The sequence below is a fragment of the Amycolatopsis sp. NPDC059021 genome, from assembly GCF_042739895.1.
Taxonomy (GTDB): Bacteria; Actinomycetota; Actinomycetes; order Mycobacteriales; family Pseudonocardiaceae; genus Amycolatopsis.
Genome location: NZ_JBHYIQ010000003.1, coordinates 73,298 through 94,145 on the forward strand (window position 1 = coordinate 73,298; position 20,848 = coordinate 94,145).

3 protein-coding genes and 1 pseudogene are annotated in these 20,848 nt (G+C 64.9%); all 4 read left to right on the forward strand.

Going from position 1 to position 20,848, the window contains the following annotated elements; translation table 11 throughout:
- Nucleotides 1–2: 2 nt before the first annotated feature.
- Nucleotides 3–1,793 (forward strand): hypothetical protein, encoded by a 1,791-nt coding sequence (locus ACFWX1_RS02315; RefSeq protein WP_378383004.1) that lies wholly within the window; start codon nt 3–5, stop codon nt 1,791–1,793.
- Nucleotides 1,783–2,238 (forward strand): YbaB/EbfC family DNA-binding protein, encoded by a 456-nt coding sequence (locus ACFWX1_RS02320; protein WP_378383005.1) that lies wholly within the window; start codon nt 1,783–1,785, stop codon nt 2,236–2,238. Before ACFWX1_RS02315 ends, ACFWX1_RS02320 begins: the two co-directional genes overlap by 11 nt.
- 5 nt (nt 2,239–2,243) lie before the next feature.
- On the forward strand, nt 2,244–2,561 hold the full coding sequence (locus ACFWX1_RS02325; protein WP_378383006.1) for a hypothetical protein: 318 nt from the start codon (nt 2,244–2,246) through the stop codon (nt 2,559–2,561).
- A gap of 221 nt (nt 2,562–2,782) precedes the next feature.
- A pseudogene (locus ACFWX1_RS02330) lies at nt 2,783–20,848 on the forward strand (hypothetical protein); the annotation flags it as partial.

Here is a 20,848-nt window from a genome sequence, read left to right on the forward strand (position 1 = left end):
CGATGTCTCCCGCACTGGGCCGCCAGACGCAACGTCCACCGGAACCCGCTCCCGAACAGCCGACCCTGGACATGGTGCTCGGCCAGGTCGAGGCAGCCGATCCGGAAACCTTCGTCAGGCAGGCCGACGCCATCGACCGGGTGACCGAGCATCTCCAGGGCGTCATCGGCGGATACGAGAACCGGACCCGCGAACTGGAGACCAGCTGGGCGGGGCACAGTGCCACCGCGCACTCGGAGCTGGCCGACCGGGTGACGGCGGACGTGAAGCGCTTGCTGCGGTCGTTGGCAGAACCCGGTTACGGCAACGTCCTGCGCCAGGCCGGTCTCGCGGTGACCGCGGCGCAACAGCAATTGCGAGCCCTGAAACAGCAGCGAGATCAGACGCTCGCGGCCGAGCCACAGCCGGCCGACCCGGCCGCCGCCACGGCCAGGAACGCCCAGTTCGACAGCCAGGCGGCGCAGATTCTGCGTCAATTGTCCATTGTGTACGAAGACGCGGGCCGGGCACTGACCGCGCTGCCCGGCCGTACCGTCTCCGGGAGCCCGGTTCCGGACGCACCTCCCCTCGGCTCGGCCACGGGTGGCGGAAGCGGGACCGGCGGGCAACAGCCGTCGGTGTACGCAGGCGGTGGTGGCTACCCCGGCGATGGCCACCCGGGCAGTGGCTACTCCGGAGGCGGTAACCCCGGCAGCGGCTACTTCATCGGCGGTACGTCCGGTGGTGGTTACTCCGGCGGTGATCCGGCGTCGAGCTGTCCGGGCGAGCAGGTACCGGGTTCCGGGGGCTCCTCGGTTCCGTCGGTGCTCGGGGGCAAGCAGGTGCGGCGGGGGAGGAACCCGGTGACCACCGGGGTCGAAACTCCGTATTCGGCTTGGCAGGGCGGTGATCCGAGCCCTGGGCCGGAGATGTTCAGCTGGCGTAGCGGTCCGGTCGGCGAAACTCCGTATTCGGCGACGTGGCAGGGCGGTGATCCGAGTCCCGGGCCGGAGATGTTCAGCTGGCGCAGTGGTCCGGTCGGCGAAACTCCGTATTCGGCGACGTGGCAGGGCGGTGATCCGAGCCCTGGGCCGGAGATGTTCAGCTGGCACAGTGGCCCGAGCTTCGTCACGAGAGCACTGGGGAAGCCCGAGGGGGCTCCGGCGACCGGAGGTGACGTGCGGGGCGGTGGTGGTTCCGGGCCGCAGGGCGAGGGCTCTCCGGGCCGCTCCGTCCGCCACGAGCCGACCACCGTGACGACGTCCTCGGCGTCGCCGTCCGCCTCGGTGCCGTACGAGACCGTGTCCGGTGCCTCGAGTGGCGCGTCGGCGACGTCGGGCGGGACGAACGCGAGCACGTCCGGTACGTCATCGGTCAAGTTCGACAGTACGTCGAATTCCTTCGAGTCGCCGAAATCGGGCTCGCCATCGGACTCCCTGACTTCGGCGGGCCAGCAGCAGAGCGCCCGTCCGCAGTCGCCGGTGAACGGGCCGTCGAGCAGCCAGGCGAACATGGCGGCGACAGACGTCGGTGCCGCCGCGGCGCGGGCCTCGGGTGTCTCCAGTACCTCGGCGTCCGCGCACATGGTGCCGATGACCGGTGGTATGGCGGGCGGTGGGGCAGGTGCACTGACGCACCAGCATATTCCGCTCGTCCCGCTCGTCGCGGACCCCAGCGCGTGGGACTCGCCCGCGGGCGTCGGCGGGCGGAACGGCCCACCGGGCGTAGTCGGCCGTACGGGCAGCACTTCAGTTCGAGCGCTCGATCCAGAGCCCAGTACCGGAGAATACGGAGAAGCAGACGATGACGACTGACTGGAACACCCAGGACAGGGACGTGGCCGAGGCGATCGAGTCCGCGGAGTTCAACCTGGACGCGGAGAAGCGCCGCATGCAGGAATTCGAGGTCAAGTCCGAGGAATCGACCACCACCCGCGCGAAGGACCGCTCGCTGTCGGTTTCGTTCAACGGACGAGGCGAGCTGACCGAATTGAAGTTTCACGGCACCAAGTACCGCGAAATGCCGCCGGCGCAGCTCGCGCACGTGATCGTCGAGACGATGACCGCCGCCCGCGTCGAGGCCATCACGAAAATGAGTTCGCTGATGGGATCGGAGCTCCTCCCGAATGTGGACTTCGCCGGGCTGGCCACCGGGAAGGTCAAGGTCAGCGAAATTTTCGACGAGCTGATGGCCCCCTTCGACATCGACGTTTCCGACGGGGTGCTCGGCCGTCCGAGCGAGCCGAAGCGAAGGATGTGAGGACGATGTCCAGTGATTTCCAGCTCGACCCCGAGCAACTCCACCACGCCAGGAAAGAAATCCAGAGCAGCGCCGAGGAAGCCGTCGAGTCGTGGCAGGACGCGGTGCACCGGATCAGCGGGCATTGGGGTTGCTGGAGCGACGATTCCTACGGGAAGTCGTTCGCGAAGAAGTGGGTTCCCCAATATCAGAAGTTCTACCAGGACGCCAAGCCGCTGTTCGATTGGCTGGAGACCCTTTCCGGCTCGGTCGGCTCGGTCGACAGAAACCTGAGCGAGGTGGACGAGAACAACGCGGCGCGCGTGCGCCGCCAGGCACCTTAGTACGGCAGGCGGCAACGCCGACGGCCTCGCGCCGCCTGTCAGGTCCCGCCTCGGTCGCCACGGCGGCCGGGGCCGCGCGTCGCTCCGGTGCCGGGGGATAACCCCCGGATCCACCGATGTGGCGCCTCGAGGCGCGCGCTTCTCGCGCGCCTCGGCTGAACTGGGCACAGGACTACGCCGACCTGTGTCCCCGGCCCACCCCAGGTAACGAAGGAGGAGCGATGAGTGAGTCGTCGTCGCCTCCGCCAGGGACGGCCGAGGTCAACCATGTCCCGCCCGTGGTGCAGAAGTTCCTGAAGCTGATCGCGATGGAATGGCCCGAGGGCTCCCTGCAGGGGCTCAAGGACATGGCCGACGTGCTGTACCAGCTGGACGCGGATCTGGCGACGCTCGAAGACAAGCTGCCGCAGCTTATCCGCGGCGTACGCGAGGGACTGGTGGGAGAGACCGGGTCCGCGATGGGGATCGCGGGCAACATCGCGTTGCAGCAGGTCGCGCATCTTCGCGAAACCGACCGCGGGCTGGCGAAAGAGGTGAAGAACGCCAGGGCGGACCTGATCAAGACCATGGCCTTGAGCGTCTTGTTCATGGGGATCGCGGCCGTCACGATCGCGGAACTGACGGCCACGATCGTCGGGACGCTTGCGGTCCCGGCGGTCGAGGCGGCGGCGGGGTCGCTGCTGAAACGGCTGTTGATCGCCCTGCAGAAGAAGCTGGCGGAGACCTCGTGGACCCAGCTCACGAAGTCGGTGGCGAAGGAGATCGTGGTCAACGCCGCGATGGGCGCCGGGATCATGGCCGGGGCGGACCTGACGATCCAGGTTGGCCAGAACATCACCGGTGACCGGGAGGGGATCGACTGGAACTCGGTCGGCCACATGGCTCTGATGGGTGGCCTCGGCGGCGCCGGGTTCGGCGTGGGGAACGCGGCAGGCAAGGGGATCGCGGCCGGTGCCAGGGAAGTGGATGTCGCAGCCAGGGAAGCGGCGGAGAAGGCACTGCAGAACTCGGTGAACCGGGTCAACGAGGCTCAGAAAAACCTCAAGAATCTCAAGACCGAGGGGGCCAAACCGGAGGTTCAGCGCAAGGCGGATGGGGCGGCCGCGGAGGCCGCGGAGGCGAAAGAGGCGGCCAAGAAGGCCGCGATGAAGGTGCGGGAGTGGGAAGACCCCAAGGCGACGGTGTTCGGGCGACGCTGGCGGCTGGGCGGTCAGGGACTGTATGTCGGGACGCAGCTGGGTCTGGGCGTCCTGACTTCGATGCTGGGAAACGCGGCGAGCGGCAACGGCTGGGAAGTGTCGACCGCGGGCATGCTGGGGATGCTGGCTCACTTTCGCGGTACACCGTCCCTGGCGAAAGAGCCATGGACCGGATCGCCGCGTGACCCGTCGACCTGGAGCGAGAAGTCCGAGTCCGGCTCTGGTGCCGGTGGTGAGAAGGACTCCGGTTCCAGTGGTGAGAAGGACACGGGTTCCAGCGGTGAGCAGAGCGCTCAGGACCCCGGCCGGCGACCGTGGCGCAGGTCGGTGGGGACCGGCAGTGCCGGGCAGAGTGGTGTTCATGGTGGTGCCGGGCAGGGTGGTGCGCACGGTGGGAACGGGGAATTCCGGCCGGGCCAGGAGGGGCAGTCACAGCAGGGCAACGGGCACGCGGCAGGCCAAGGGCGATCGTCTTCGCTGGAAAGCTTCCTCGGTGGTGACCAGCGCAGCCCGGACGGCACGTCGCTGGAAAGTCCCTCGGTGCGCCAGGACGGCTCCGGCTCCAGTCAGCATCCTGTCGGCTATCAGGTTGGCGAGAATGGCGGTTCCAGTCAGCATCCTGTCGGCTATCAGGTTGGTGAGAATGGTGGTTCCGGTCAGCATGCTGTTGGGTATCAGGCCGGTGAGAACGGCGTTTCCAGCCAGCACCCCATTGGCTATCAGGCCGGTGACGATGGTGGCGCCGCGCCGTCAGAGCACAAGAATTCGGTGGGCGAGGTTTTCTCACCGCACACCAAGGACGAACAGCAGCACGCATCCGACGGCTCGCCAGAGCAGGAGCTGAGGAATCAGGAAGGCCCGCCCCCTGCCGAAAACGCCGGCCGGAAGGACGCCCCGGCTCACCCCGAAGGCGCGCCAGCCTATCCCGAGGGCGCGCCGGTCTATCCCGAAGGTGCGTCGCCGACCCCCATCGCACCCGGACACGACGCCGCGGCGCCGCCCGCCGAACGCACACAGCAGGCGCCGCCGGCCCGTTCCACACCAGCCGCCGCGCCTGACAGCCGCACTGTGCCGCCTGCTCCCCCCGCCCCGGGGGCCCGGCCCAAGCTGACGGTGGACACGAAAGCCGCTTTGGAGGCCACGCTCGGTCCGGAGACACCGAAGGAAGCCTTCACACCGGGTTTCAAGCTGGACCCCTCTAAGGTGTCGGCGGAGTCGCCGACGGCGCCATGGCGGGCCGACGACGCGTTCGGGGATACCGGCCCGGCCAAGGACGGGCCGGAAGATCATTCCCGTCCAGGAACGCCGGACGCACCGCTGTCGCTGGAATCCGGCCCGAACTCACCCAAGGCCACCTCCCAGCCCGCGGGGCCGGGGCGCTCGATGGGCGGCGGGAGCGACGAGGTCGCGACGTCACTCGGTGGCAAGGACACCACCCGGCCGCCCGGGCCTTCGGCGCCCGTGCCAAGGCCGGAAACCAGCAGCAGCACTCCCAGCGTGTCGAGCAGTCACACCGGCCTCGGCCCGGACGGCAAGCCGAAGCCGGTGTTGCCGTCGCGGCCCAACGTCGGCACGGGGGACGCCGCTCACCCTGGCCGGCATCAGGATCAGCACGACCAGCCGGTGCCGGTGGTGGATCCCATTGCCGCACAGACACTCGCGAGTCACCACCTGCCGGACGCACCCCCCGAGAACGGTGGACTCGGCGGGCACTCGCTGCATGAGGAATCGACCGGGACGAGCTGGCGCACCGACGACAACGGCTGGCATGTCGCGGAGCAAGGCGGCTCGTTCGTCGCGCGCGACCGCGATGGGCAATCGCTCAGGGTTGAGGTGCCGTCCGGGGCGAAGGCGCAGGTCGACCGGAATGGTGCGCCACACCTGATCGTGCTTCCGGACGGCATCAGCTATGAGCGTGGTCGTGATGGGAACTGGTCGTATGGCCGGGAGCACCGGGTGTGGGAGGAGACCGGGAACAGGCGGCCTGATGTCATCCTCACCAAGCTCGACGACGAGGTGTCGTTGACGTTGCGTGATGGGACGGTCGTGAGGCTGGGCCGTGAGAACGAAGTGGTGTTGGATCAGGCCAAGGTCGAGGTGGAGGGCCAGCTCGGCGAGCCGATGATTTACCGGAAGGTGCTGGGAGAGGACGGAAAGCGGCTCTCCGAACCTGAGGAGTACCTGCGCACTCCGGAGGGCGACTGGGTCAAACACGCGGACCCGAGGACCTTCGAGTCGTGGTTCGCGAGCGCGAACAAGGCATATCGTCTAGACAGCGCGAATGACGCGGTGCGGACGTTGCACGAAATCGAGGGCCGTTCCGGCCCGAACGTGCCCGAGGACCGCCGTCTCACCAATATCAGTTTCGATGAGTTGCGGGAGACGCTGCTGCGGCGTGGGGAAGGCGCGCAGATCGAGCGGGACCGGCTGGCGGCGATCTACGAGTTCGTGCGCCGGGAAAAGGGTATTTCGCTGCGGTTTACCCAGCTTGCTACATTTCACCAGTTCAGCGACCGGCACTGGGCGAACATGGCGGCTGGTGAGGGTAAGACGTGGGCGTTCTTCGCCTCGGCGGTTTTCGAGGCGCTCCGTGAGAATGTGGACGGTGCTTATCTGGTCACCACTCGACGGAATCTGGCTGACCGTGAGTTCGAGCTCTACCAGCAACTGCTGCACAAACTGGGCTTCGACGTGCACCGGATGGACCCCGACAACCCGCCGCCCGCACCGGAGCATGGCAAGCCCACGATCTATATCGGCACCCCCAATGACATCGGCTTCACCAAGCTCAAGCAGGGTCACTTCCCCGGTCAGCGGCCCGAGAGTGACGGACCGACGAGGTTCGTGGCCATCATCGACGAGTCCGATGAGGCGCTGGTATTGACCAACGGCAGGATGGTCCTGTCCGAAGGTACCGCGGGTCCCGCGCCGCGCGAGGTCGCGGAACCGATCCAGAAGTGGGTGGACCGTTTCCTCAGTGAACTCAAGACCGGTGAGCTCACCGAGGTCCACTTCGGCCGGGACCCGGAGCAGCCGTTCATGCCGACACCGGGGCTCACCGAAGCCGGGCGTGACCGGGCGGAGAAACTGTGGGGGCCGCTGAACAAGGAGGAGTTGGAGCAGCTCGAGCGGACGGCCATCGGGTACTACGACTATAAGCTGGATGACGACTTCATCATCGATGACCAGCGCAAACTTCACCACCTTGATGAATTCACGCATGAACCGCTGACCGACCCGGAGACCGGGAGCGAGACCCGCATCAACGGTATTTCCCAGGTCCTCGAGGCATTGCATGGGCTGACGATCCGTGACAACCCGGATACCGACCATGCGACGGGCGAGAAGAAAGTCAAGAGCATCACCAACGCCGAAATCTTCTCGAATGATATTTTCGTCGCGGTTTACGGCGCGTCCGGCACCGCGCTGGGTATGGGGAAGCGGTTTCAGGAGCTTGGCCATTCCGGTCACGTCGAGGATATCCCGCGCTACTACCATTCGCGGCTTGAGATCGAGCCCGATCATGTCAGTATCGACACTCGGAGCAAGCTTCGTGCCATGGCTGAAGAGGTCCGTGACGCGCGGGAGGCTGGGAATGAGAAGCCGTGGGTCTTCTGGGCACACAAGAACAGCTTGGTAAAGGAACTGTCCAAGCAGCTCGATGAATTGGGTGTCGAGCACGACGCGATCGACGCCCAGGAGATCGTGCGACAAGGGGTCAACCGCAGGGAATTCCTCAAGAACGAGATCGAGGGGTTGCGAGAGGAGTCCGGCAAGGACAAGGGCGAGGCATTCAATGGGAGGATCACTCGCGGCGAAGACTTCAAGAACGAGATCGAGGGGGTGAAAAAGGGGTCCGGCAAGGTCAAGACCAAGGTCTTCAACATGATGACCACTCGTGGTGAAGACTTCCCGGACGATATTGTAGGTCGGGCAACCGCGCATTCCGAGGTTTCGGCGGTCGTCGATATCCAGACTCAGAACCGGTTGGCCCGCAGCGGTGGTAAGGGAAATTTCGGGTACTACACTTCGCTCGACGAGAAACTCTTCAGGGCTTCGCGCAACGAAAAGGCGGAGTTCGTCACTATCCAGTACACCGACGCGGTCGCCAAGCACGAGGAAGAGGCGACGCCGGAGAACCACGAGATGCTGAACCGGGCCGCACAGGACGTGCGCGACCTGGTGCCCGAACTGCAGGCCGAAGCCGACCGTGCCAGGGGTATCGAGCGATCGACCGACGCGCAGCCGAACGCCCCACCGGAGGAGCGCTCCGGCCGGGAGACCGAGGACGCCGGTACGTCACCGCAGACGCCGCGACCACCCCCGCGACGGGATTCGATGCGGGAAGAATCGGACGAGATAGAGCCTGCCGATTCGTTGTCGGACGAACGGCCTCCGTTGCCGCCGCGGCGTGGTGGTGGGTTTGAGGGTGTGGGCTCGTCGGAGGAGCGGCCTCCGTTGCCGCCGCGGCCACGCGTCGTCGACGACGCGGCCGGGGTGGATTCCGATGTCGCGTCCGTCGCCGGGGACGCCGTCGATCCTGGGATGGTGTGGGAGTCGGATGAGCTCCGGCGGCGGTGGGAGGCATTGTCGGGCCGGGAACCCGGTGAACCGGCCCCGACTCCGGCCGCTGTGAAGGAGCCGGTGCTTCCGAATGACCCGGGTGTGGGGAGTGAGGGTTGGTCGCATGAGCGGTTGTCTGGGTTCGTGGCCCATGCAGGGGGTTGGCTGAACGGTCTCGACCCGTCGTACCGGCGTCAGGTGCTGGCATCGGCCGAACAAGTGTGGCGGGCGTTTAATGGTGCCGGCGATGCCGAGTCCTCACGCCAGAAAGCGGCAGTGGCGGCCTATGCGTATGCCCTCGAGGGCGTGGCGTTCGGGCCGGATGGTCTGGTGGAGTTGGCCGGGCGGCTGCAACGGTGGGTGTCGGCGACCGTGCCGCAGGCGACGGGGCAGTGGGACGACGCGGCTGAGGATTACGTCGCCGGGGTGGATTCCGACGTCGCTTCCGTCGCCAGTTCCGAGGTCGGTCTGGGCGCCCAGAAAATGGTCAGATGGGCGGAGTCTGTCGTAGAGGCCGACGCCGAGCTCGCCAGGCTTCCCGAGGCCGTTGTGAACTTCGCTCGTGGCAGGGCCACGATGATGGTGGGAACGCTGCCCTCCGGTGATTCCTCTGTGGACGATGATGCGCGGCAATTCCTCCACGAGGGCCTCGTATCGACACTGGCGGAGTTGCTCGCTGGTGGTCAGTCACCGGTCGTGGCGTGGGCGAATACGGCGGAGTTGCGTGAGGACGCTGAGCTGTTGCGCGGGTCTGTCGATGGCGAGCGGCACTACACCCGGTCGGCGGGCGAGTTGCTGTACAGGCACCCGGAACTGAGCGCGCCCGCCCCGGGGCAGCCGGAAACAGTGGCACCGTCTGCGCCCCGTGTCGAGAAGAGGCCGGTGGAGGACGCCGGACGTGAGAACGCCACCGGGGACGCCTTTGACGCGGAGGCGGCGCGGGCGCTGACGGACGACGAAATGCTGTATCGGGCCCAGGCGGAGATCGGCGCGGGTCAGGACGCGAGTCGAGGTCTCACTGAGCAGGCGGAGCGCTTGCTGGGGGGCCGTCCTGTGGCGACGCCCGGTTATGGACTGCCGGACGATCGGCGGGAGCGGGAGTGGGCGCACCGGGTCGAGTCGGTCCGCTCGGCCTTGGCACGTGGCGAGGACGCGGTAGGGCTGGCGGCGGATCTTCGGGCCGAGTTCGAGCGGATGCAGAGTGTTGTCGCCGAGGCGGAGGGTGCCAGGTCGGATTGGCGGGAGCGGATCGAGTCCGCCGAGGCGCGGTTGCGGAGCGCAGGCGAGGGGGATGTTCGTACGAACGCCGCGGTGAGGGCTGCCGAGGCGATGGTGGGTGCACTGTCCGAAGGCGTGCCCATGGGGCTGGACGAACACGTCCGGCAGTTCTTCCATGATGGGCTGGTGTCGTTGCTGGCCGAGCGGCTCGTCGAGGGCGACACTCCGTTGGGGGCGTGGGAGTCGGAGGATGTGGCGTCGTTGCGGGCGCGGGCGGAGCGGCTGCGGCTGAGCAACAACCTGGGCGCGTTCCCCGCGTTGGAGGGCGAGGGCTACGCGCCGCTGTGGCCTGAGGTGTTGGAGCGGCTGGAACGGGCCGAGGACGCTGGCTGGCTGCGCGGCATCGCGCGATACGAGCACGAGCATGAGCGGGAACTGGGGCTTGCCCCGGTTGGTGAGCGCACCGCGGAGGATGCGGCGGCGTTGCGGGAGATCCTGGGTGATCTGCCGCTCAATGAGTTGCTCGATGGCCCGTTGTCCGGCGGTGAGGGGTTCGCTCCTCAGATCGAGCGTTTGTATGGGCGTGTTACGGGTGCGGTGCTCGGCCGGTTGCGTGTGGAGGGCGAGAGTCCGGAGCAGTCGCGGGTGGCGGCGCGGGGGGTCGCGGAACAGCTGCTGACGGGCTCCTTCGAGCGGCTCGGTCTCGAAGATCTTGTTGAGGAGTTGCGGCAACCGCCGTCCTATCAGGAACCACCGCGCTACAAGTCGCCGGCACCGGATGAGTCGCCTGTGCCGCACGGGGATCGGAAGCCCGGTACCGAGCGTCCGTCGGTGTCCGACCTGAAGACGCAGGTGGTCGGCCTGGTGGACAGCGCCGCGCAGGTGTCTCCCCGGGTGCTGGAGCAGTGGCGGAACCGGATGGTGCGGGACGGGCGTTTCCTGCCGCCGGAGGGGTTGTTGCCCGAGCAGCTGGAGCGCCGGTTGCCGGTACACGATGTGGCGCTGACCGCGCTGGCGATGCAGGCTTACCTCGAGCGGGACGTTCCCGGTGAGGGCCCGGATACCCGGGCGTTGCGTGCGGCATTGGATCTCGAGGCGCTTGCCGGGGAACTGGTTGTTCCCGAAGGGGCCGTTACCCGTGATGCGGCGTATAACGCGCTGCGTGTCATGTTCGGTACCGCGTTGGCGCATGCCCGGGTGGGCCGTCCACAAGGGACGGTCTCGGCCGGGCAAGACCAGTCGCCCGCGGTGGATGGCGAGTCGCTCTACGACGTCAGTGATCGTGGTGACGACGACGCCGCGAGTGTTGCTGAGCCGAGCGCTGCCGAGGCGAGTGGTGACGTGGCGCCGGTCGCGGAACCGCGTTCGGTGCTGCGGTCCTACGAGGCGGCGTTCGAGGGCCTGGAGTTGGGGCTGGACCACGTTGGGCTGGCTGCGCGGTTGGCGGAGTTGTCGGCGTTGGCTGGGGATGGCCGGCTGGCCGATTACACGGTTGAGGTGCTGGATGACGAGCGGGTGCACAACCTGCTGGGGGCGTTGGATGTTGCGTTGAAGGTTCTGCCCGAGGATCAGGCGGGGTTGCGGAAGCGGTTGCGGGGATTGATCAACGACGCGGTGCTGGTGGCGTCGCAGGTGCCGGTGCGGGAACACACCGAGCACACCCGGGGGAGGTTGGACGGATCCGCGGTGGTGGAACGCCGGGTGGCGCAGCCGTTGACGCCGGAGCGGTTGCGAGCGCTGCTGACCAGTATCGGCGAGTCGTTGGGGCGGGGCGAGGACCCGTTCCAGGACTCGCGGTCGATGGTGGCGGGTACCGGGTACCGGGCGGGCGAGCCGATGCCGGTGCGGCTGGCGCGGCTGGGGCTGAGCGGGCTGGCACCGGCCGCGCGGAAGGCAGTGCGGTCCTCGGAGCTGTTCCGGAAGCTCGCGGACAACCCGGCGGCGATGACGAACGCGTTGTTCGCCGGGACCGGGCACGAGGACCAGTACTTCCTCAATACCGGTGTGGCCGCCGCGGTCAACACGATGGTGCGCAACCGGGTGCCGACGCTGGCCGGGCTGCTGCACACCGGCCGGGAACTGGCCCGCCGGGTCGAGGGCCGCATCGCGGCCGGGGACCCCGCGGAACTCGCACGGCGGGACTGGCCCTTCGGCCGGACCACGGAGGAGAAGGCGCGGCAGCGGGTCGCCGAGGCGCGTAGGGAGTTCGGCCGGATCGAGCAGGCCGCCCTGGACCTGGTGTCGCGCAACGCTGGCCCGGCGGCGTGGGCGGAGTTGACTGCCCGGTGGGGCAGGGTGATGCAGGATCTGGCCGCCATCGAGCCGGACCCGGGCAGCGGCCTCCGGCCGGTGCTGACCCGGACCCTCGTGCCCGGCGCGCATCGGGCGAGTGCGTTGCTGGCCGCGCCGGTGGCCACTGTGGACCGTCGCCGTCGGCGGTCGCAGAGCGCGCACGCGCCGACCTACTTCGAGGACATCTCCGCGAGCCTGTCCCCGGCGACCTGGCACGAGACCAGCGGGCAGTTCGGTCTCAAGCGGGCTCCGCTGGCCCAGGTGAGCCGGGACGCGGGGCAGCGTGCCCGGTTCTGGGACGCGATACAGCATTCCGGGGATGTGGTAGTCAGTGCCGCGGATCGTCAGCTGGTGGTGCGGACCGCCCGCGACCACGCCGGGAAACCGTTGTTCGTGGTCAGCGACCCCGCGAAGCTCGGCGTCACCCGCCTCACCCCGCTGGCCTTCGACGAGTTCGTCCAGCGCGAGACCCTCACCATGGGCGACACCGCCTTCCGCCGGCTGCTCCCCGGCACCCCGGCGAATCTGGTGGGGGTCCCGGTGGACGGGGACGCAAACAGGGTGCGGGCGCGGGAGGACTTCGACACCCAGGAGGAGGCCAACGCCCATGCCGCGAAGTACTTCGGACACCTCAAGGGCGTCAACGCGAAGGAGTTCGAGGCCGGTGTGCCCGGGCACCGGGACAACTGCCTGCGTGCCAACATCGCGGCCCTGAAGACCGAAGAAACCGGTGAACTGCACAAGGCCGAACCAGCCCCACCACGCCAGGCGGGCCAGCCACGGGGCGAGCCGCGAAAGATCCTGGAGGATCTGCACGGCCCGTTCCACGCCGTGAACAAGCGTGCCGTGATCGACCAGTACCTGCTCTTCCAACCACACGGCGAAGGCCTGGCGCACGTCCGGGCCGCCATGCCCAACGGCGCCACCCACGTGGTACGGGTCACCCGCAATGCGGACGGCACGGCCGCCTACTTCGACACCCAGTCAGGGAAGATCCCCTGGCTGGCAGGAGCGACCGGCCTGATGATCCAGCCGGTCAAGCGACGCACGACCTCCCCCGAAGAGGCGACCGCCGCGCCCGGCCACACTTCGCCGCAGAACTCCACCGCCACGCGCCGCGCCGTCGCGCTACGCCGGACCGAGACAACCGACCGCCCCGAAGCCACCGACGACTACCTCGCCGGCAGGTCACCCACGCCCGGCCCCTCGGGCACCGGGTCCGAGGTGGCGCGCACCAATCCCGCCACCGGACATCCGTACCACCGGGATCAGTACAGCCGCTGGATCAGTCCGGAGTTCGTCGAGAATTTCAAGAAGTGGCGTCCCGGTGACGAGGGCGCGCAGACGCTTCTCGAGTACATAAAGATCTTGAAGATGTGGGGCGACCTCCCCGGTCATGCGTTCAATGTGCCCTACAAGTCCTTGTTGTCGCCCGGGCGTTTTTGGGAGCGAGAACTGCTGCGCGCATGGTCGGTCAGTATGTGGAATGACAAAGATTGGCTGTCGAAAAATTTTGATCGATGGGTTGAGGAAAACCAGATAGACTTCGCTCCCTATTCATGGAGAACTACGGAAGCGCGGCGTAAATCCTTGCAGTTATCCTGTATTTCTGGCCAAGCTGACGATGAAAACTATCTCACTCCGGAGTCTGTGGTAAATGCACAAACCGACGACGACGGCGTGTTCGCGGGCAGGCCATCGGAATCTCAATGGCAAAAATTGATGAAATGGGCTTCGGAGGTTGATGAGAGCACGCCGTTCCTGGAAGGCGATGAACGGCGTGCAATCCTGCACCCCAGGGGACGCATGGACGCAAGGACGCCTATTGAGCGAGATCTGCTGTGGGAGTTGTCCATGCGTCTCGTTCGAAGTGGACTCGGGGCAGAAAAAATACGCACCTTTACGATGGGAATTGTCGCCCCTCACTCTGTTGAATACTACCTGAAGAGGGAGAAGAAGAATCCTTCACTTCGGTGGGGTCATCGTGTGACGGCGACTCTCTCGGGAGAGTGGTTGCGCGGTCAGGTGGAGCGTGCGGTGAAGTTGGGCTTGGTGAACGAGTGGGATGAAGGTGTTGTTCCCGATGACTCGTCGTTTGCCGAGATGGCGTGGAGGTTGCTGGAGGATTCGCCGGAGTTGCCGGAGCAGGTGCGGTTCGTGGGAAAGCAGCTGGATCGCCGTGTCATGTTCCGGTTGAAGCATGGAATTTCTCTGGAGGGGATACCGCCGGAGATTCTGATGTGCATGCGGCCGGAGAAGCTGGCGAGTATTCCGCCGGAGATGATAAGGGCTCTTGTTGGTTCGGCGTGGAAAGATATTCTGAATGGTGACGCGGCATGGAAGATTCTTTGCTCACGGTTGAGCGCGTTTGGTCCGGAGAGTATGGCACGTTCGCTGCCGTCCTTGGCAACACCGGTTTTCGAGTCTGAGGTTTCGGCTGTGTTGCGTCAGACCGCAGCCTCGGGAAATATGGTCGGCGCGATCGTTCTGAGGCATTCCCGGACTCGGCCACAGGAATTTGACGAAGCGTGGTTCGTGTCCACGACCGACTTGAACGCACCGTTCCCGACTGGTTTCGACTACTCCGTGCTGGCTGTCGATTCGCAGGGACGTCAGCTCGATCTGTGGTCTGGTCAGACGCTCGATGAAATGCTCGATGACCTCCTCGCCGGTGACCCCATGGACACCGGTGCGGCCGGGGACTACCTGGCAGGCGTCGACGCGCCCGACCAGGAGCCCTCGGAGCGATCAGGCGACGAGGGCGCGCAGCAGTCCGAATTGACTCAGGCGGATGTGGCGTCGAGGTTGGCGCGGCAGGCCAGTGTGGAGCTTGAGCCCGCCGATCTGGATGTTCAGGGGGGTGAGTTCGCGTGGGGTGATCCGATGGATGATGTTGTTTTCGGTGAGCCTGGGGTGGATGCGCTGATCGAATCCGTGCAGGATTGGGTTGATTCTGGCAATCGTTTTCGTGCTGAGATGGATCTTGTCCAGTTGTGGGCTCTTGTTGACGGGGGCGGACTGGATGAAGCCGAATTGGAGAAGGCGCGGAGTTTCCTGGGTTCGGGTCCATTGCGGTTGCTTGACCGCGAGGAAACGCACTCCCATTTCGCCGGTGGAGGCCGAGGATCGATACACAACACTTCTAATCTGTTCTTGGATAAACTGACCGAGCAGAACATCGTCGCCACCTACGATCGGCTCAAACGAGAAAACCATGGTGGGTATCCGACCAGTGATGCTGTTCGTCGCGTGGTCGCGGCGGACCCGTCTCGATCGGTCGTGGCCCGCTCTCAGGTTCTCGCTGTTCTGGCGCGTCATTACCGGGAAATCCCTCCGATCGTAAGTTGTGTCCCGGAGAAGGTAGGGGCCTATATTCTCTACTTTTTGAGAAGGTTGCCTGAGGGGGGTCATGGCGCGACGACTGCGGAAAAGGCCGATATTATTCGCGGGAAGCTGATGGAAAACTCGGCTTCGGCTGTCGATGGGCTGCCGCCCAGTAATACGTTCATCGAACGTCGATACTTGCCGACTCCGCGCATTATTAAGGACTACGTGGAGAGATTTGAGAATAGTGTCTTTCAAGGCGTTGACGGGGAAGCAACTGGACTCCTTGGGTACCCCTGGGAGTTGGAGAACGCAGTCCGCTCTGTTGAGCAAGAACTCAAGAGTCAGCGCAAAGGCGGGGGCGGAAGTCGTATAGCAGCGTTGTTGACCCGTGCCACGGGCAAGGTTCCGTCGGTCGGTACTGTTGACAAGATTCGTCTTGGGTATGCGCAGCTGGCAGCGCTGGGTTTTCTTGGTGAGGACGGGCGGCCTACTGATGGGGCTAGAGGTGCTGTTGTTGAGAGCATCTCGATGGAGAATTTGTACAAGATTATCGAGGCAGTCGATGCCTTGCGGAGCGCGAAGAAGTCGGCAGGCGTGAGAACGATTATCGAGAAGTTTCTGGCCTCGGATTCGCTGGTGACGGAGAAGGTTGTGTTGCCATATTCGAGCCTGATCAAGTTGTCTGCGGCGTTGGGGCTGTCGAATGTGGAACTGGGTGCGGTTGTTGCTGAGTATTACCGGCTGCCGCATGGCGGCAGGGGAACAAAATCATTGGCGAAGGCACTGCAGAGGAGAAGTGCGTGGTTTGTGACGCGTGGGTCGAAGGCACCTAGTAATGACTCGCTCGAGGGCGTGACCAGGATTGTCGGGTTGTCGGGTTGGGGTGGTGTGGGGTACCGGGGGGTGCTGGATTCGCTGGTGGGTTCGGGGGTTGTTGATGTTTCAGGCTTGTTTGTGGTGTTGGGGCAGGCGCTTCGGGGAGGTGACGTTGAGCTGCTGAGGTTGGTGGGGGCGTTGGTGGAGTTGGCGGTGGTGGAGGGTCGGTTGGGGGGTGGGGCGGGTGAGCGGGCGTTGCAGTTGTTGGGTGTGAAGCCGTTTGAGCGGGTGAGTGGTGGTAGGGGTGGGGCGGTGTCGGTGTTGCGGCGGGCTGTGGGTGCGGGTAATTACGGGGATGTGGTGGGGGTGTTGGTGGGGTTGGATCGTGATCCGGTGGTGTTGGCGGAGGTGCGGCGGGAGTATCGGAAGATCACTGACCGTGATTTGTATGAGGATGTTCGGGGTCTATATCGGGATGATGATGAGCGTGTTTTTGTTGATTTCTTGTTCGGTGTTTTTGATGGTGTGGGTGGGCGTGTTCCGGTGTCGTTGGATCATGCGCGGTGGTTGTCGGCGCAGTTGTCGCGGTTGACGTATTCGTCGGTGCTGGGTGGGGGTGTGGTGCCCGGCGAGTTTCCTGATGGTGGTGGTGAGGTGCGGGCGCATGTGTGGGCGGCGGAGTTGGCTCGGTTGGGGGTGGAGCCGTTCAAGGTTTTTGTTATTGCTGGTGCTGGGCCGTTGACGCCGAGTTCGCCGCATGCGGCTGATGCGGAGTTCGGTCGGCCGGGTCGGGTGGAGTTGGGTCGTCATGCGGCGGTGGGTTTCTATCATAAGAATCCGAATGGTAGGACCGAGTTGTTGTTGCATGATCCGGCGTTCACGGATCCTCGGGTGGGGGTGCCGCTGGTGGGGATGAACCGGTGGCTGGCCAACCTGGGTGTTGCGGCTGGGGTTGAGACGATTCAGGGGTCTGCGGCGGAGGTGAAGGCGGGGCTTGAGGCGTTCTGGGCGGACTCGGGGAATGTGGGTAAGCCGGTGGTGGTGATTACGGATGGGTGGGTGGGTTCGATTCCGTCTCGTCCGTTGTCGCCGGCGGGGAAGGGGAAGGGGGTGGCGGGGGACGGGACGTTGTGGGATGGGCGGGATGACCGGGATGTGTGGGATAGGCATTGGGAGAAGGGTGATTGGCACTCGACTGATGTGCTGGTTCGGGAGCAGATGCGTCAGCTGGATATTCAGGGGATGGAGTTACGACACCGGGCCCGGCGGCGGGTGGATGCCGAGTTGGAAAGGCTGGTTGCCGAGGTCACCGATCCGGTCGAGTTACTGGCGGGGTTGCGGAAGGTGGCGAACGCGGAGCCGGTCGGCGCGCAGGGCGCGTTGGCACGGAATCGGGAACTTGCCGCCGATATCTCGGAGATGCTTCCGGAGAACCACCGTGCTGATTTGAAGGTGCTGTTCCCGAATACCGGTCGTGGTGTGGAGTGGATTCTGGAACATACGATGCGGGTTTCGGAGTTGTATGAGCGGGGGTTGTATGACCGGGTGGCGGGCCTGGTCGGTGACAAGCTGGCGGAGACCGGTAGCTGGAGGCGGGCTCGGTTTTTGGCGGAGCAGATCGCGTGGGGTTTGAAGGTGATCGCGCCGGGCGCACACCTGACCCTCGACACAACCCGGTTGACACGGACAGTCGAAGATATTGTCAATAGTGCGCCGGAAAATGCGGTGCTCAGTGCGGAGCGCCGGGAAGCGGCGAAGAAGGTATTCGATGATGTTCTGCTGGGTGACGGTCTCGAGGAGAACGTTCGGGAAGCGGTGATATGGCATATCGACCGGCTGCGTGGCGACCCGGTGCGGCAAAGGGCGTTTGCGGTGCTGATGGGGACTATTCTTGGTCAGCTGCGGCCGGAAGTCGCCGGGGAAACCGGTAAGGTTCCTGCCGGCATCGATGGTGCCACGGATGCTGGAGATTTCAATGTCGCCGAGCATGCGGAATCGTTGCCTGAGTTGCTTGGGCTGGATGGTCGTGTGTGGGAGGACATTGTCTCGGCCGCCAGGAAAATGCTGCCGGCAACCGCGAGCCGCGACGAGGTCGCGTTGGCGGCGGGGATGGCTTACGACAACTGGCGGGAGTGGCGTCGCACCCCGGCCGGTCAGGGGCATTCGTGGCCGAGGAATTCGGGTCTTCTCGCCTCGGAGGTCACCATTGTCGGTATCGCCGGTGCCGTGCCCGGGCTCCCCGGCGGCGCCCCCACGACAGGCGAGGCGGAGCAGTTGCTCAGCGCACGGCCGACGGGGCAGTCGTCGGATGCTGCTAGCGATTCCTCAGAACCAGCCGACACCGACGAACCAACATCGGGGCATCGGGTGCTTCCTATGTCGGGGATGGATGATGTGCCTCCGTGGCGTGATTGGCGGGACCCGGTGGGGCGTGTTTATGAGCCTTTCGCGGGTGAGGATGGTGGCGTTCACCCAGAAGTGCTGACGCATCTCGGCGAGCTCAAGGCGACAATGAAGATGAGCGAGAAGCGGCTCCAGGAACTTGTCGATGGTCCCGGCGATGTCATGTCGCAGTGGGGTGAGCGGGGAAGTATGGCCGCGTTACAGCGGTCGTTGGAGCGGGAAGTGGCCTACGAGGTTCGGCGGAGGATGCGGGGCGAGCCGTTGTCCTTGCCGCTGGTACGTACCGATGTGGTGCGGTTCGGGGATGTTTCTTGGTACGAGCACGCCTTGGTTGGGCAGCATGGATTGTTCTTGCGCAAACCGGTCTCCGACATGCTTGCGGAGGAGCGTCCGTCGTTGCGCAATGGGCGGATTCTCGGGTTGTACCTGGGGGCGGTACTGGACAGTGATGAGGCGGTGCGTAACTGGGAGGAGCGGCATCCGGAGTTCCCGCACTACACGGTGGCGATGGGCTTCTCGAGCCGTCGCAAGATTAAGGGTGGAACGAGTCGGCGTAAACGGTCTCGGCGTAAGTGGTCGCGGGTCAAGGGAAAGCTTGGAGCTCCTATTGATATGGCCGCCGAGGGCGCGGCGGATTCCATGGCGTTTGCGAATACCGCTGTGACGAGTCCTCTCGATGGAAACGAGGGAGCCATTGACTTGGATCGAGTAAACGCCGGGTTTATTGGTTTTGATATAACGATTCATGGCAAGAACGGTAAGCCGCAGGTCCAGCCGGTGGTGGCGGTAGTGGCGCTGGACAACGCGTTTGATGTGCGGAAGAACCCGCGCGGAATGATTATTGTGGACTATGGTGACGATTACCTGTCGTTGTTGGAGGCGGAAGATGAAGTGGAGGATGGGGAGTCGGGAGCGGAGCCCGGTGCGGATGTTTCGGTTGAGCGGAAGCTACGGCTGTCGAAGGTGGACTGGGATCGACTTCGGGCAGCGGAGGGTATAGAGGCGGAGGAGTGGACGCGGTCGATGAATGCCGCGACCACCCTGGTGAGCGAGGTGTTGCCCGTTTCGGGGGTGAGTGGGCGATCGCGGGAGCGCGAAGCGTTCGATCTGGTGGTGGATCAGGTCGCGGTGCGATTGTGGCAGTTGAGTCGAACCAATCTGCCTGGCCTGCATGCCCGTGAGGTAGTGCTGGATTTGGTGAAGCAACTGGCGGAGTTGGTACGGGCGGCTGGATTGGCCGAGCAGCCGGATCGCGATTCTGGGTCCGAGTATGCCGAAGCGGAGACGATGGATGTCGATTCCGAGTCGGAGATTGCTGATTCGGACGCGATGGATGTCGACGATTCCGATGTGGACGGTGGCTCGGCGCCCCGGTCGGTTGTGCTGGATCCGGGTAGGGCGTCGGTCCACGGGGTCGAGCAGAGCCGATCCGAGGCGCCTGCGGGGGGACCGGTGGGACAGTCCTCTGTCTCGGCTACTCGGCGGCAGCAGGTCGAGCCATGGGAGACCGTGGGGATTTCGTATGAGGAGTGGAAGGAGTTGTTGGAGTGGAAGGGTGGCGGTGGTTTTGCCACGTTGAAGGATCTTTTGGAGGCGCGGGGGGTATCGACGGAGAAGCTTGGTCATTTGTTCAAGAACCCGGTTGTGGGTGTTTTGGTGCGTGAGTGGGTTTTGGGGATTCCTGTGGATATAGACCTGCGTGAGGTCGTGGAATTGTCTGGTGGCTTGGTCGATCAGCCCACTGTTGCCAGGGTTCGAAGTGAGGCGGGTCTTGGTAGGGCTGGGGAGTTCGTGGGGATTTCGGGTGGGGTTCGGAGGGAGGCGTTGGAATGGCGGAAGGGTCGCGGTGGTTTTGCCACGTTGAAGGATCTTTTGGAGGCGCGGGAGGTGTCGACGGAGAAGTCAAAAAATGGTTTGTTCAAGAACCCGGTTGTCGGTGTCTTGGTGCGTGAGTGGATTTTGACGATTCCTGCGGGTGTAGACCTGCGTGAGGTCGTGGAATTGTCTGGCGGCCTGGTCACACAGTCCACTGCTTCCAGGGTTCGGAGCAAGGCGGGTATTGGTGTGGGCAGGGATGTTTCGGAGATTTCGGATGAGATTTGGGAGGAGGCGTTGAGGTGGCGGGAGGGTGGCGGTGGTTTTGCCACGTTGAAGGATCTTTTGGAGGCGCGGGGGGTATCGACGGAGAAGCCTGGTCGTCGGTTCAAGAATTCGGCTGTGGGTGATTTGGTGCGTGAGTGGGTTTTGGGGATTCCTGTGGATGTTTTCGTGCGTGACGTTGCAGAATTGTCCGGTGGCCTGGTTAGTGCGTCCACTGTTGGGGCTATTCGACGTTCTATTGGGAAGATTCAGAGTAAGGTGGATCCTGGTGTGGGCGGGAGGTTTTCGGAGATTTCGGATGAGGTTCGGGGGGAGGTGTTGAGGTGGCGGGAGGGTGGCGGTGGTTTTGCCACGTTGAAGGATCTTTTG

Bases quoted from the DNA above. Each gene is read 5' to 3' on its own strand.
- ACFWX1_RS02315 (WP_378383004.1), top strand. From the start codon at position 3: ATGTCTCCCGCACTGGGCCGCCAGACGCAACGTCCACCGGAACCCGCT.
- ACFWX1_RS02325 (WP_378383006.1), top strand. From the start codon at position 2,244: ATGTCCAGTGATTTCCAGCTCGACCCCGAGCAACTCCACCACGCCAGG.
- ACFWX1_RS02320 (WP_378383005.1), top strand. From the start codon at position 1,783: ATGACGACTGACTGGAACACCCAGGACAGGGACGTGGCCGAGGCGATC.